Source organism: Bradyrhizobium sp. 40 (assembly GCF_023100925.1).
In the GTDB taxonomy this organism is placed as follows: Bacteria; Pseudomonadota; Alphaproteobacteria; order Rhizobiales; family Xanthobacteraceae; genus Bradyrhizobium.
Genome location: NZ_CP064688.1, coordinates 6144004 through 6158315 on the forward strand (window position 1 = coordinate 6144004; position 14312 = coordinate 6158315).

15 protein-coding genes are annotated in these 14312 nt (G+C 63.9%); 8 read left to right on the forward strand and 7 right to left on the reverse strand.

What is annotated here, in order from left to right; translation table 11 throughout:
* The first annotated feature begins 5 nt into the window (after positions 1-5).
* A complete protein-coding gene (locus tag IVB40_RS29390) occupies positions 6-314 on the forward strand; it encodes a sulfite:cytochrome C oxidoreductase subunit B (protein WP_027565235.1) in 309 nt (102 codons plus the stop codon).
* 208 nt (positions 315-522) lie between these two features.
* Complete coding sequence (locus IVB40_RS29395) at positions 523-723, forward strand: cold shock domain-containing protein (RefSeq protein ID WP_007596519.1); 201 nt, start codon at positions 523-525, stop codon at positions 721-723.
* Between the two features lie 171 nt (positions 724-894).
* Here IVB40_RS29395 and IVB40_RS29400 read toward each other — a convergent pair whose 3' ends face one another.
* On the reverse strand, positions 895-1356 hold the full coding sequence (locus tag IVB40_RS29400; protein WP_007596520.1) for an Lrp/AsnC ligand binding domain-containing protein: 462 nt from the start codon (positions 1354-1356) through the stop codon (positions 895-897).
* A 114-nt stretch (positions 1357-1470) separates the two neighbouring features.
* On the opposite strand from IVB40_RS29400, the gene putA reads away from it, so the two are divergent.
* The 3 genes from putA to IVB40_RS29415 all read left to right on the forward strand — a co-directional run bounded on the left by putA (position 1471) and on the right by IVB40_RS29415 (position 6600).
* Positions 1471-4482, forward strand: a complete 3012-nt coding sequence (gene putA / locus IVB40_RS29405) for a bifunctional proline dehydrogenase/L-glutamate gamma-semialdehyde dehydrogenase PutA (protein WP_247817099.1) — start codon at positions 1471-1473, stop codon at positions 4480-4482.
* Positions 4483-4596: 114 nt separating this feature from the next.
* Positions 4597-5802: a CoA transferase gene (locus IVB40_RS29410; RefSeq protein ID WP_247817100.1), complete on the forward strand. Its 1206-nt coding sequence runs from the start codon at positions 4597-4599 to the stop codon at positions 5800-5802.
* A gap of 150 nt (positions 5803-5952) precedes the next feature.
* Complete coding sequence (locus tag IVB40_RS29415) at positions 5953-6600, forward strand: glutathione S-transferase family protein (RefSeq protein ID WP_247817101.1); 648 nt, start codon at positions 5953-5955, stop codon at positions 6598-6600.
* 9 nt (positions 6601-6609) lie between these two features.
* On the opposite strand, the gene IVB40_RS29420 is transcribed toward IVB40_RS29415, so the two are convergent.
* From IVB40_RS29420 to IVB40_RS29430, 3 genes are all read right to left on the reverse strand, one after another.
* The gene (locus IVB40_RS29420) at positions 6610-6774 is read right to left on the reverse strand and encodes a hypothetical protein (RefSeq protein ID WP_197031092.1); all 165 of its coding nucleotides are present in this window, start codon (positions 6772-6774) and stop codon (positions 6610-6612) included.
* Between the two features lie 99 nt (positions 6775-6873).
* Positions 6874-8424 carry a hypothetical protein gene (locus IVB40_RS29425; protein WP_247817102.1) on the reverse strand — a complete coding sequence of 517 codons (1551 nt, stop codon included), beginning with the start codon at positions 8422-8424 and terminating at the stop codon, positions 6874-6876.
* Between the two features lie 94 nt (positions 8425-8518).
* The gene (locus tag IVB40_RS29430; RefSeq protein WP_247819611.1) at positions 8519-9514 is read right to left on the reverse strand and encodes a hypothetical protein; all 996 of its coding nucleotides are present in this window, start codon (positions 9512-9514) and stop codon (positions 8519-8521) included.
* A 289-nt stretch (positions 9515-9803) separates the two neighbouring features.
* Here IVB40_RS29430 and IVB40_RS29435 point away from each other — a divergent pair, with 289 nt between their 5' ends.
* Positions 9804-10175: a Crp/Fnr family transcriptional regulator gene (locus IVB40_RS29435; protein WP_247817103.1), complete on the forward strand. Its 372-nt coding sequence runs from the start codon at positions 9804-9806 to the stop codon at positions 10173-10175.
* A complete protein-coding gene (locus tag IVB40_RS29440; protein WP_247282469.1) occupies positions 10172-10984 on the forward strand; it encodes an MBL fold metallo-hydrolase in 813 nt (270 codons plus the stop codon). The genes IVB40_RS29435 and IVB40_RS29440 overlap by 4 nt, the downstream gene beginning before the upstream one ends.
* Positions 10985-11141: 157 nt before the next feature.
* Here IVB40_RS29440 and IVB40_RS29445 read toward each other — a convergent pair whose 3' ends face one another.
* The 3 genes from IVB40_RS29445 to IVB40_RS29455 all read right to left on the reverse strand — a co-directional run bounded on the left by IVB40_RS29445 (position 11142) and on the right by IVB40_RS29455 (position 13269).
* Positions 11142-11639 carry a TPM domain-containing protein gene (locus IVB40_RS29445; RefSeq protein WP_247817104.1) on the reverse strand — a complete coding sequence of 166 codons (498 nt, stop codon included), beginning with the start codon at positions 11637-11639 and terminating at the stop codon, positions 11142-11144.
* A gap of 4 nt (positions 11640-11643) precedes the next feature.
* Positions 11644-12534: a YgcG family protein gene (locus IVB40_RS29450; protein ID WP_247817105.1), complete on the reverse strand. Its 891-nt coding sequence runs from the start codon at positions 12532-12534 to the stop codon at positions 11644-11646.
* 132 nt (positions 12535-12666) lie between these two features.
* The gene (locus tag IVB40_RS29455; RefSeq protein ID WP_247282472.1) at positions 12667-13269 is read right to left on the reverse strand and encodes a LemA family protein; all 603 of its coding nucleotides are present in this window, start codon (positions 13267-13269) and stop codon (positions 12667-12669) included.
* 184 nt (positions 13270-13453) lie between these two features.
* On the opposite strand from IVB40_RS29455, the gene IVB40_RS29460 reads away from it, so the two are divergent.
* The gene (locus IVB40_RS29460; protein ID WP_247817106.1) at positions 13454-14311 is read left to right on the forward strand and encodes an enoyl-CoA hydratase; all 858 of its coding nucleotides are present in this window, start codon (positions 13454-13456) and stop codon (positions 14309-14311) included.
* The last annotated feature ends 1 nt before the right edge of the window (position 14312 follow it).

The following is a 14312-nucleotide window of genomic DNA, read 5'->3' on the forward strand; positions in this document are numbered from 1 at the left end:
TGATCATGCAGCGCACCGCTCTTCTCGCCATTTCGCTCGCGCTCGCCGCCGTGGTGGGTTCTGCACTTGCAGCACCGGTCAATTACAAGACCCCCGATGAGGTCGCGGCGTTCAAGCCCGGGCCCAATCTTGAAGTCGTGCAGGGCAATTGCAGCGCCTGCCACTCCGCCGACTACATCAACACGCAGCCGCCGATGAAGGACAAGAAAGGTTTCTGGCAGGCCGAGGTCACCAAGATGATCAAGGTCTATGGCGCGCCGATCGACGATGCCGATGTCGGCAAGATCGTCGATTATCTGGCCGCGACTTATTGACGGATGGCACGCGGCGCGCGGACCAAGTGACCGCGAAACGGGCAAATCCGGCAAAAACGCCGCGAAGTTGAGCGGAATTCGGCGAAAGGCGGATGTGGTTTGAGCTACCAAGCCAGCCACATTCCGCGTATCGTATTAGGACCGAACCGGCCGGTTGGCGGGGACTGGCGGTTCGCGATCTCGGAGGAAGACCCGCGGAGAAGTCGTGATGGCTAAAGGTACGGTCAAGTGGTTCAACCCGACGAAGGGTTATGGATTTATCCAGCCTGCGTCGGGCGGCAAGGATGTGTTCGTGCATATCTCGGCAGTGCAGAAAGCCGGTCTGTCGTCCCTGAACGAAGGACAGACGGTGGAATATGAAGAGATCGCAAACCGAGGCAAAAGCTCCGCAGAGAACCTCAAAGTATAAGCCCGGCGGCTTTCGCTAACTCCCGGATCGATCCGGGAGCCGGGCCAAGAAAATTTCAGAAGACGGTCAGTGCATTCGACGACAGGCGTTGCGATTGCACACGGAGAACTATTTGTCCCGCGAAGATCGCCCGTTCAACGCCACAGCAATGACAATCGCGACAGCACTTCGTTAGTCCACCGGCAATGGTGCGTCGCGCTTGATCTCTTCCATCACCGCATAGGTTCGCGTTTCGCGCACGCCGGGCATCGACAGCAAGGTCTCGCCGAGGAAGCGCCGATACGCGGTCATGTCTGCCAGCCGCGCCTTCACAAGATAGTCGAAGCCGCCGGCAACCATGTGACACTCCAGCACCTCGGGCGCGAGTTTCACCGCGCGGGCAAAACGCTCGAAATTATCAGGCGTGGTCTTGTCGAGCAGCACTTCGACGAACACCAAGAGCCCAAGGCCGAGCCGGTGCGGGTTGAGCCGCGCCCCATAGCCCTCGATAAAGCCCTCTCGCTGCAAACGCTTCAGCCGCTCGCCGATCGAGGTCGGCGACAGCCCGATGCGTTCCGCGAGCTCGACATTGGCGATTCGCCCGTCCTGCTGCAAAATCGAGAGGATTTTCCGGTCTGTGCGGTCTAGTTCCACAGTTTATGAGGCCAAATGGCTGTGAGGCTTCATTTCCTAAGCCAGATCAGCTAAATTGTCTATCGAGCTAAGGTAACGCCGGCATTATCCTGGATTGGAGCCACAGGACACGCCATGCCGAACATTCCGCCTCCCTTCTCCGCAACCTACACGCCCGATGATGCCGATATCGCCGCGCGCCTTTTGCCGTCTGCGCATCTCGGCCCGCCGCAGGAGGCGCGGATCGACCGCACCGCGACGCGGCTGATCGAAGCCATCCGCAAGCGCGACGATCGGCTTGGCGGCGGTCTTGGCGGGGTAGAGGACATGCTGCGGGAGTTCGCGCTCTCGACAAAGGAAGGCCTCGCCTTGATGGTGCTGGCGGAGGCACTGCTGCGCGTGCCGGACGCGCGCACCGCCGACCAGTTCATCGAGGACAAGCTCGGCGAGGGCGACTTCATCCACCACGAGACCAAGTCCACGGCCTTCCTGGTCAACGCCTCAGCTTGGGCATTAGGCCTCTCGGCGCGGGTGATCCAGCCCGGCGAGACGCCCGACGGCACCATCGGCCGGCTGGTGAAGCGGCTGGGCGCACCCGCCGTGCGCACCGCCACGCGCCAGGCGATGCGGCTGATGGGCAATCATTTCGTGCTGGGGGAGACCATCGCGCAGGCCCTGGAGCGGGCCCGGCCGCGCTCGGGTGAGAGGGCGCGCTATTCCTTCGACATGCTCGGCGAAGGCGCACGCACGGCCACCGACGCCAGGCGCTATTTCGACGCCTATGCCAGTGCCATCGAGACGATCGGCAAGGCGGCCGGCAACCATCCCCTACCCGACCGGCCCGGCATCTCCGTCAAGCTCTCGGCGCTGCATCCGCGCTTCGAGGCGATCAGCCGCGACCGTGTGATGGCTGAACTGGTGCCGCAACTGCTGGACCTGGCTCAGCGCGCCAAGGCCCATGATCTCAACTTCACCGTCGATGCCGAGGAAGCCGACCGGCTGGAATTGTCGCTCGACGTGATCGCGTCAACGCTCGCCGATCCCTCGCTTGCCGGTTGGGACGGATTTGGCCTCGCGATCCAGGCTTATCAGAAGCGCGCCGGCGACGTGATCGACTATGTCGATGCGCTCGCCCGCGCGCATGGTCGCAAGCTGATGGTGCGGCTGGTCAAGGGCGCCTATTGGGACACGGAGATCAAGCGCGCGCAGGAGCGCGGGCTCGACGGCTATCCCGTGTTCACCCGCAAGGCGATGACGGATCTGAACTATGTCGCCTGCGCTCAAAAGCTTTTGAGTCTGCGGCCACGGATCTTCCCGCAATTCGCCACTCACAACGCGCTGAGCGTCGCGACCGTGCTGGAGCTTGCCGGCGTCAACGGCGGCTTCGAATTTCAGCGCCTGCATGGCATGGGCGAGGCGCTCTACGAGCAGCTCGCCAAAGATCACCCCGAAATCGCCTACCGCACCTACGCCCCGGTCGGCAGCCATCGCGACCTGCTCGCTTATCTGGTGCGGCGACTGTTGGAGAACGGTGCCAATTCCTCCTTCGTGGCACAGGCGTCCGATTACCGCGTGCCGGTTACGGCGCTGTTGCAACGCCCGGCGGATGCCGTCGTCCGGCCGCAGCAGGCGTCCCATCCGAAAATTCCGCTGCCGGGCGATCTGTTCGCACCGGAACGGCGCAATTCGCGCGGCGTCGAATTCGGCGCGCGCGCCGCGCGCGAGCGGTTGCTGACCGAGGTCAAGGCCGAGACGATCGACTTCAAACCTGTCACTGAGGCAACGCCGGATCAGGCCAATGCGGCAGTGGCTGCAGCGCGCGCCGGCTTTGCCGCCTGGAGCCGGACACCCGCAGCCACGCGCGCGGCGGCGCTGGAGCAGGCAGCGCATCTTCTGGAGAACCGCGCGCCCCATTTTATCGCGCTGCTGCAACGCGAGGGCGGCAAGACGCTCGACGATGCGCTGTCGGAGCTGCGCGAGGCCACCGACTTCTGCCGCTATTATGCCGCGCAGGGCCGCAAGCTGTTCGGCAACGATGTGGCGATGCCGGGTCCGACCGGCGAAAGCAACGCGCTTGCCATGCGCGGCCGCGGCGTCTTCGTCGCGATCTCGCCATGGAATTTTCCGTTGGCGATCTTCCTCGGCCAGGTCACGGCCGCGCTGATGGCCGGTAACAGCGTGGTGGCCAAGCCCGCAGAGCAGACCCCGCGCATCGCGGTCGAGGCGGTGCGGCTGCTGCACGAAGCCGGCATCCCCGCAACCGCGCTGCACCTCGTCGCCGGCGACGGCCGCATCGGCGCCGCGCTGACGGCGCACCCCGATATCGCCGGAATCGTCTTCACCGGCTCCACCGAGGTTGCGCGCAGCATCAACCGGGCGCTGGCGGCCAAGGACGGGCCGATCGTGCCGCTGATCGCGGAGACCGGCGGCATCAACACCATGATCGCGGATGCGACTGCGTTGCCCGAGCAGGTCGCGGACGATGTCGTCACCTCGGCGTTTCGTTCCGCCGGCCAGCGCTGCTCGGCGCTGCGGCTGCTGTTCGTGCAGGAGGACGTCGCCGACCGCATGATCGAGATGATCGCGGGCGCGGCGCGCGAGTTGAAGATCGGCGACGCCAGCGACGTCGCGACCCATATCGGCCCGGTGATCGATGTCGAGGCCAAGCAGCGCCTCGATGCGCATATCGCACGAATGAAGAGAGAGGCGCGGCTGCACTTTGCCGGCACCGCGCCGAAGGGCTGCTTCGTGGCGCCGCATATTTTCGAGCTTGGGGATGCCGGCCAGCTGACCGAGGAGGTGTTCGGCCCGATCCTCCACGTCGTGCGCTACCCTGCCGAAAATCTCGAACGCGTCCTGCAAGCCATCGAGCGCACCGGCTACGGGCTGACGCTCGGCATCCATTCCCGCATCGACGATACCATCGAGGCGATCGTCGACCGCGTCCAGATCGGCAACATCTACGTCAACCGCAACATGATCGGCGCCGTCGTCGGCGTGCAACCGTTCGGCGGCAACGGCCTGTCCGGAACCGGCCCGAAAGCCGGCGGCCCGCACTACCTCGCGCGCTTTGCGACCGAGCAGACCGTGACGATCAACACCGCAGCAGCCGGCGGCAACGCTGCCCTGCTCGCAGGGGATGAGTGAGGCGCGGCGAGGAGCGTTGCATCCCGCCGAAACATCGGTCTAATGCTGCCCGTGACGTGGCCCTCGCCAATTCCAGCGCGCGGGAAACAACACGAGTGAGGGAGCAATTCCGCGATGGAAAAGGGCATTTTTGCAGGGCTCAAGGTGCTGGATTGCGCGAGCTTCATCGCAGCACCAGCGGCCGCGACCGTGCTGTCGGATTTCGGCGCCGATGTCGTCAAGATCGAGCCGCCCGGTGCCGGCGATCCCTACCGCAACCTGCCCAACATTCCGGGCTATCCGACCAGCGAGCACAATTTCGCCTGGCTGCTGGAGGCCCGCAACAAGAAGAGCATCGCGCTCGACCTCGCAAAGCCGGAAGCGCAGGCCGTGCTCTACAAGCTCGTGGAAGAGGCCGACGTCTTCATCACCAACATGCCGCCGCCGGTGCGCACCAAACTCGGCATTACCTACCACCACCTCGCCCATCTCAATCATCGCCTGATCTACGCCTCCTTCACCGGCTATGGCGAAAAGGGCGAAGAGGCCAACAAGCCCGGCTTCGACAGCAACGCCTATTGGGCACGCTCCGGCCTGATGGACCTCGTCCGCGCCGACACCGACACGACGCCGGCCCGCTCGGTCGCCGGCATGGGCGACCATCCCTGCGCCATGGCGTTCTACGGCGCCATCGTCACCGCGCTGTACCAGCGCGAGAAGACCGGCAAGGGCTCGCATGTCGCCTCCAATCTGATGGCAAACGGCGTGTGGGCTGCGAGCGTACTGGCGCAGGCAAAGCTCTGCGGCGCCAAGTTTGCCGAGCGGCGGCCGCGCGAACGCGCGTTGAACGCGGTCGCCAACCACTATCAGTGCAAGGACGGCCGCTGGCTGATCCTGTCGCTGCTGAGCGAGGAGAAGCAGTTTCCGACGCTGGCCAGGTGTCTCGGCCGCGAAGACCTCATCACCGATCCGCGTTTCGCTACCAAACCCGACCGCCACGCCCGATCCGTCGAGCTGATCAAGATCTTCGACGAGACCTTTGCAACCAGGGATCTCGCCGAATGGCGCAAGATCCTCGACGGCAACGGGCTGGTGTTCGGCATCGTCGGTATCCTGGACGACATCCCGAACGACAAGCAAATGCTCGACAACGAGGTGCTGGTGCCGTTCGAGAACGACACCATGCTCACCATCTCCAGCCCGATCTGGATCGACGGCGCCAAGAAAGTGCAGCCGCGCAAGCCGCCCGGCGTCGGCGAGCACAGTGACGAGATTTTGCGCGGCGCGGGATACGACGAGGCCGCGATCAAGCAGCTGCGGTCGCAGGGGGCGGTGGGGTAGGCAATACGCTGCCACAACCCCGTCATTGCGAGCGCAGCGAAGCAATCCAGAATCCCGCCGCGGACGCATTGCTGGATTGCTTCGCTACGCTCGCAATGACGATGTCAGGAGATCGCGGTATAATAGTCGGCAAAGTAATCGCGAGGTCCCATGCCCAGCTACCGCCTGCACTACTTCCCCGAATCCGGCAACAGCTACAAGCTGGCGCTGATGCTGACGCTTTGCGGCGAGAGGTTCGAGCCGGTCTGGACCGACTTTGCCGGCGGCGTCACGCGCACGCCGGAATGGCGCAAGAGCGTGAACGAGATGGGCGAGATTCCCGTGCTCGAGGTCGACGGTGTGAAGATGACGCAGACCGCGCCTCTCCTGCTCAAGCTTGCCGAGCAGTACGGGCGTTTCGGTGCCGAGACCGAGGAGGAAAAGTTCGAGCTGCTGCGCTGGCTGTTCTGGGACAACCACAAGCTCACCGGCTACATGGCGACCTACCGCTTCATGCGCGCCTTCACGCAAAGTAACGATCCGCAGGTGCTGAAACACTTTCGCAGGCGGCTCGAAGACTTCCTCGGCATTCTCGACGGCCATCTCCAGCACAATGAATTCGCGATCGGCACCAGGCCGACCGTCGCCGATATCTCGATGATGGCCTATCTGCACTATCCGAGCGACGAGCACGGCTTCGATTTCGCGGAAAGCTATCCCGCCATCCACGCCTGGCTTGGCCGCATGGCCGCACTGCCCGGGTGGAAGCCGGCCTACGAGCTGCTGCCCGGCAAGCGGATGATGAACTACGCGAAGTGAGCGTGCCGACTACTTCAGCGCCAGCCAGCCGAGCGTGAACAGGATTCCACCGATGATGACGACGACCGTGACAGCCCAGGTGCTGACGCGGATGCTGCCGGTGACCTGCTTGGCCTCTTCATTCTGCGCGATCTCGCGATTGCGCTCCTTGTTGGCTTCGCTGGAGTCCGTCATGGGTCATCCAAACCGGTTGTGGGCTTTATCTTGCGCGTGATCTTCGGAAAACCGCTGCACACTTTGCGCTGGCGCGGCCCTCCAGGTCCGGATCACGCGCTAACGCGTCTTGATGAAGCACATGCCGATGCGGCGCGAGGCCGCGGCAGCCTGACAGGTCAATCCTTTAGCACAGTTCCATGACGTAAAACTCCTGTCGGCCGATCCCGATCCCGCATTTTCCAGGGAACAATGCGCGCCCCAGCCGTCCTGATATTCGGTCCCGGCCAGCTCAGTGCTGCCGCGGGTCTGCGGCCGGCTGGCAAATCCACGTGAGAAATCAGGACGTTTGCCTGCGGCCATCGCAATCAGGATGTCGCGGCGGCGGACCTGGTCGCCAAGAAAATGCGGCGAGACCGGCACGATGGCGGCATTGGACGGCTTGTCCGCAAGCCAGTCGACGCCTGGGAAATGAAAGCCGCCGATGCCGCGGGTCTGGTGGCACCCGGCGCAGGTGATATCGTTGAGGCGGCGCTGGAAGCCCGCGACCGAGCGGACGTTCTGCAGATCGATGCCACGCGCCGCAGCCTGCTTCAGCGCACCAACCACGTCGTTGTCGGAGAAGACCGGCTCGCCTTGTCCCTCTCCGTTGCCCTCCCCTTGCATCATCCCGAACTCCGGCTGCAACGGAGAAGCATCGAGGCCGGCGGGCGTCGGCACGATTGCAGCCTTGGCCAGGAATTTCTCCGGGATCAGCACCGTCCCGCGATCGAAGTCGCGAAGATGGTCGGGCGCAAGCAGCCAATCCCTGAAGTCGCGCCGGAGATCATTGTCGGCGAGAATGCGGTCGCGGTCGATCTGGTTCTCCAGCGTCGATTCCGCGAACGTCTTGGAGGCGGCGTCGTACTTGAACACCTTGAGCAGATAGTCGGAGCGGAAATCGTGCAGCGCCGATTTCGCTGCAACCGAGATCTGAACGTTGGTCTCGATGCGATCGAGCATCGCATCGTAAGGGAAGAAGTCGCTGCCGATCAGCCCCTGCCAGTCGCCATCGCCGAGCCAGCGTCGCGCGACCTCGGCGCAGGTGATCGGCTTGCCGCTCCCGTCCATCTGGCGCGCGTCGCGCGCCTTCATCACCAGATTGAGCGTCATCGGCAGCCGCGTGGCTGTCCTGCCGCCGTCCGGTTTGGTCTCGAAACGCGCAAGACGATAGATCAGCCTGATCTCGCCGCAAGAGTCTTCCGAGACATAGGCCCGGTCCATGCGGTTGACGATGCCGGCCAGCACGAAACGGGTGTCGCGGGATTTCAGATTGGCGCGATCGAACAATTGTACGTCGAAGCCCTCGCCGACGCCGATGGTCTCGGTCGAATATGCCGCCTTCTGCCGCGCGACGTAGCGGTCGATCTCGGCGTCGATTGCGGGGCGAATTTCCTTGAGCTGCGACAGCCACGAAAACATCAGATCGGTCGTCAGCGCAAAGTTCGCGTTCCGCTCCGGCCACAACAGGCGTGAGATCGTGAGCGCATCGTGCTGGTCAAGCTCGCGCAGGAGATCGGGATCGGTGATCGCCGTGCCGCGTGCCAGTTGCGCGTTCTCCGCGGCCAACAACGACACGATGCCGCCGAAAAATACGGCAGCAGCAACGAGAATTCGCAAGGCGCGGCTCATGCCTCAGGTAACACCGCGCAGGGACGACTATTCAAGCAAAAAGGCGCTTCACCTGGTGGTGAAGCGCCTCTTCGAAAGTCGGATGACGAGCGGCTCAGCGCGCGACGATCAGCCCTTTGCTGGTGACGACCACCCAGCGGCCGTCCTGACGGCGGATCGCATCGACACGGCCAACGCCCGGGATGGGGTCACCGGCATAAACCTCGTAGAGCCCACCGCGGCCCTCGACCAGTGCACCACCGTTGGAGACGTCGCGCAGCACCCAGCCTTCGACCGTCGGCAACCGGCCGACCTCGGTCTTGGGTACAGCGGGAGCCGGCGCAGCCGCCGCGGTCGCAACCTGGGCCGGTGCGATCGAGCCGGTGGTCTCACGGGCCGGCACGGCGGCTGCGGCCTGGGCGGGCGCCGCCGGCGGAGTGGCGCGGAGCTTGTCAACAGTCTCGGACAGCTTCGCGATTTTGGCCATCGGCTCGGCCTGGGCCTTCTCGAGCTTGTCGAGACGGTCGTTGGTCCGGTTGAACTGGCCGAGGCCGGTCTTGGAGGTGTGCTCGACATTGGCCTTGAGCGCGACGACATCGGCATCGATCCGGGCGACCGAGGATTCCAGCGCGCTGGTGTCGGCGACCTGTGCCGGCGCGGGGCTTGCGAAGTGCATCATCCCTGCGGTCGCGAGCGCGCCGCTGATGGCGCCGACACTGGCCGCAATCGCCACCACCGCGGCCATCGCCGACAGGCGGCGCTTGCCGCCGGCCTCGCGCGGCTCGTCCGCCTTCACATGCGGCGCAAACTCCTCACCGTCCCAAGACCGCTCCGCGGGTGCCATGACGATGAGCTTGCCGGGCTTTGGCTCGGACCTGGTTTCGGGCTTGGGCTCGGCTTTGGTTTCGAACTTCGGCGTCTCGATCCTCGATGCCTCGATTTTTGGGGGCTCGACCTTGATTGGATCGGGCTTGACCGGATCAGGCTTCGGCGGCGTCTCGTGGTCGGGGGCAATCGAGGGGGCCTCGATGCCGGCAGCAGCCTCGATGGCCTGCGGCACGGTCGCTGCGGCTTCGACGACGCCAGTATCCTGGGCGGCCTGCTCGGGCATTGGTTCGCTCACGGCTCAAATACTCCAGTCTCGGTTGACCTTTTGGTAACTTTCATTGCTTGCGAATTCCTTACCTGCGGACCCGCTTACCAAAATTTTAGGAACTCATCCGGGGCCGAATTGAGCCGGGAAAGTGGAACCGGTGTGACGGCGTGCAACAAATCGTCAGCCGATGCTGCCCTGCGGTAAGGCACGCTCTGGCCAGAACAGGCTGTTTGCCCGCCCCTGTTACCCCGCTAACATGACTGCCTGTCAGCCAGAACGGCTGCAGAGGCCCTTGGGGGGTGTCATGACGATCGAGAAGTGCATCAACGAGTTTGACGTCGATGACATCATCTTCGAGGAAGGCTCGACCGGCCGCGAGCTGTACGTTGTCCTCGACGGGGAGGTCGAGATCGCCAAGTTCAGCGGCGCCAGCAAGACCAGCATCATCAAACTCGGCAAGGGCGAATTCTTCGGCGAGATGGCCGTGATCGACGGCTCCGCACGTTCGGCGACGGCGATCGCGGCGGCGCCGAACACCAAGGTGATGAGGGTCAACCACGCCCGCTTCGTCTATCTCGTCAGCCAGCAGCCGGCGTTTGCGCTGATGGTGATGGATGCGCTGTCGAAGCGCCTGCGCGCCGCCAACGCGGTCAGCTACCGGGCGGCCCAATCATGAGCGACGGCAAGCCGACGGCCTTTCCGGTCCTGATGAAGAACGACACCTGCTCGCTGATCCAGGCGGCGGACGACGTCTACCAGATCCGTTTCTCCAATCGCGCCGCCAATGTCTATCTCGTGCGCGGCTCGGCGCGGACCATCCTGATCGATACCGGGCTGTCCTCGAATTATGCGGCGATGGTCGAATGCCTGAACTTCGTCGGCTGCCCGCCGGAGAAGATCGACATGGTGGTGCTCAGCCACGAGCATCTCGACCACATCGGCGCGGCCTGGCACTTCAACGAACGCCGCACCTTCGTCGCCGCCCATCGCCTCGCCGCCAACAAGATCATGCTGCGCGACGACTTCTCGATGCTGCGAAAGATGTTCAACGAGCCGAACGTGCCTGTTAATATCGACATCTGGCTCGAAGAAGGCAATCTGATCGACCTCGGCAATTTCCGTCTCAACGTGATGCACACGCCCGGCCACACCTCGGCCTGCATCACGCTGTTCGATCAGGACAAGGGGCTGTTGTTCGCCGCCGATACGCTCATGCCCGGCGGCGTGATGGGCGGCGTGTTCGGCTCGGGCAGCATCGCCGACTACATCGAATCGCTGGAGCGGCTGAAGGGGCTGGACTCGAAGATCCTGCTGTCCGGGCACGGGCGCCTGTCGGACACACCGCAGCAAGACGTCCGCATCGCGATTGCTAGGTCGCATGGATTGCTGGACGACACCGCGCAACTGTTCGACGCGCTTGATGCGCGCTCGAACTTCGAGCCGATCATGCAGTCGGTGCGGGATCTGAACAAGCTCGATGATTAGGTGGGCTGGCGGCTGCGTGTGCCTTTTTGCAAAAGAAGCACGGCGCTTCAACATCGTCATTGCGAGCGCAGCGAAGCAATCCAGAGTCTCACCGCGGAGACAGTCTGGATTGCTTCGCTACGCTCGCAATGACGGAGTGTAGGGTTATCAGCCGGGACTACATCACCACCGGCGCATCCGGCAGCTCGTTCGCATGGGGGCCCTGCGGCGGGAAATGCTTTGCCAGCTCGCGGGACACCGCCTCGATCCCGCCGATCACGCCGCGCTCGAATTGCCCTGACCTGAACTCCGCCTCCATCGCGCGGCAGATGCTCTCCCAGCCCTCGGCGCCAACCTTCGCATTGATACCGCGATCGGCGATGATCTCGACATCGCGGTCGGCGAGCAGGAGATAGATCAGGACGCCGTTGTTGTGTGCGGTGTCCCAGATGCGCAGCTGCGAGAACACGTCGAGCGCCCGCTCGCGCGCCGGCTGGTTGCGAAACAGCGGGCCGCCATCGAGCGCGCCTTCGACCACGAACCGCACCTGGCCGGAATGCATGGCTTCGCCACGCTTGATCGCCTGCTCGATGCGGTCGAGCACGTCTTTCGGAAACACCTGCTTGGCACGCCAATGATGCTGGAGCAGATGCCGGGTGATGCGCCTGATGCTCATGAACCTACCAGCTCCCCGAAGCACCGCCGCCGCCAAAGCTGCCGCCACCGCCGCTGAAGCCGCCGCTCGACGACGACCCGCTGCTCCAGCCGCCGGATGACGAGCCGCTCGACCACGAGCCGCGACGCGAGGATCCCGTGCCCGATCCCGCCCCAAACAGATCGGCAATAAACGTCAGGACAGCGCCGAGCAAACCGACACCCAGTCCAATGACCGCAGAGCCGATCACGAACCAGGCGATGACACCAACGATCGCTCCGGTTATCCCCGAACCGAACAGCCGCCCGAACATGGAGCGCAGGATGCCGCCGATGACCAGGGGGCCGAACAGCAGAAAGAAAAAAAGCGGCTCGATGTCGTTCCAATCGCCGAAATTCACGCTCCGCGAGGGCGTCGGCAGCGGCTCGCCATCGATGACGCGGATCATGCGATCGACGCCCGCCGTGATGCCGCCGGCGAAATCGCCACTCCTGAATTTCGGCGTGATGGCTTCGTCGATGATGCGCCGCGACGTGACGTCGGTGAGCGCGCCCTCGAGGCCGTAACCGACCTCAATGCGGAGGTGCCGGTCGTTCTTGGCCACCACGAGGATAGCGCCGTCATCGATCTTCTTGCGTCCGATCTTCCAGGCCTCCGCAACGCGGATCGCGAACTGCTCGATGGTCTCCGGATCCGTCGTCGGCACGATCAGGACGACGAGCTGGCTGCCTTTGCGGGTCTCGAAGTCCTGCAGCTTTTGCGATAGCGCGGCGATGTCGCCACTCGAGAGCGTGCCGGTCTGATCGACCACGCGGCCGGTGAGCTGGGGTATGGCGACGTCGGCTGAGGCGGGAAGCGCAAAGGTGAACAGGAGCGCGACCGTGATGGCAACACGCCACCACACACTCGCTGTCATCGCCCGGCTCGACCGGGCGATCCAGTATTCCAGAGACGCCAGCGGGATACGGTGAAGCCGCGGCGTACTGGATTCCCCGCTTTCGCGGGGAATGACAGTGGCGGGTGGGGCATGCATCGGGGTCGAAGGCACTTACTTCGATGGCGCCGGATTGAAATCGACCTTCGGTGCGGTCGAGATTTCCTTCTCGTTTGCGACCGAGAAGTTCGGCTTCTCCTTGTAGCCGAACATCATGGCAGTGACGTTGCTCGGGAACGAACGGATGGTGACGTTGTAGTCCTGCACCGCCTTGATGTAGCGGTTGCGCGCCACCGTGATGCGGTTCTCGGTGCCCTCGAGCTGCGACATCAGATCCTTGAACAGCGCATCCGACTTGAGCTGCGGGTAGTTCTCGGTGACCACGAGCAGCCGGGACAGCGCGCCGGAGAGCTCGCCCTGCGCCGCCTGGAATTTCTGGAATGCGGCGGGATCGTTCAGCACCTCGGGCGTCGCCTGGATGCTGCCGACCTTGGCGCGGGCATTGGTGACGCCGAGCAGCACATCCTTCTCCTGCTGCGCAAAACCCTTCACCGAGTTGACGAGGTTGGGCACGAGATCGGCGCGGCGCTGATACTGGTTCACGACCTCGGACCAGTTGGCCTTGATCTGCTCGTCCTCGCTCTGGATCGCGTTATAGCCGCAATTGGTGAGGCTCAACGAGGCCAGCGCCGCCAGCACGGTCAGGATCTTGCGCATCAAATTTCTCCCGGTGGAATCGGGCGCAAGCTACCAGATTGCGCGCGCGAGATGCCAGACATCTTGCGTCCTGGCCGTGGCCTGTGAAAAGCGGCCGATGTACGCAAGCCTCTTGCTTAATCCTGGCTGTAATAGTCAACTTGAGGGAACAATAATGCCAGGTCGGGAACGCCAGGGGAACGCGATGAGCTCGTTCGAGACCATCCTCGTGGAGAGGCCGGAGCCGGCGATTGTCCGGGTCGTGATGAACCGGCCCGACGCGCGCAACGCGCAGAACCTGCAAATGACCTACGATCTCAACGCCGCCTTCGATCATCAGGCGGTGCAGGACGACGCGGTCAAGGTGATCATTCTCGCCGGCAATGGTCCGCACTTCTCCTCAGGCCATGACCTGCGACCCGGCAGCAAGAATGAAGCGGGCGTGGATTTTCCGCCGATCGGAAATTGGGGCGGCTTCGCCGAAGCAAACGCTCATGGCCGCTACGCGCGCGAGCAGGAGATCTATCTTCAGATCACGCGGCGCTGGCGCAACCTCGCCAAGCCGACCATTGCCGAGGTGCACGGCAAATGCATCGCCGGCGGCCTGATGCTGGCCTGGGCCTGCGATCTCATCGTCGCCAGCGACGATGCGCAGTTCTGCGATCCCGTGGTCACCATGGGTGTCTGCGGCGTCGAATGGTTCGTGCATCCCTGGGAGCTCGGCCCGCGCAAGGCCAAGGAATTTCTGTTCACGGCCGACGCATGGAGCGCACAGGAGGCGCACCAGCTCGGCATGGTCAACAAGGTCGTGCCGCGCGCGGAGCTCTCATCACAGGTGCTGGAGCTGGCACGCCGGATCGCATCAAAGCCGTCCTTTGCGCTGAAGCTGACCAAGGAGGCGGTGAATCGTTCGGTTGACGTGATGGGCCAGCCCGTCGCGATCGACCAGGCCTTTGCGCTGCATCAGCTCTGTCACGCCCACAATCTTCAGGAATTCGGCATGATTGTCGATCCATCCGGCCTGCACCCCTCCGTGCGCAAGCCGCCAGCGGCCGCGGAGTAGA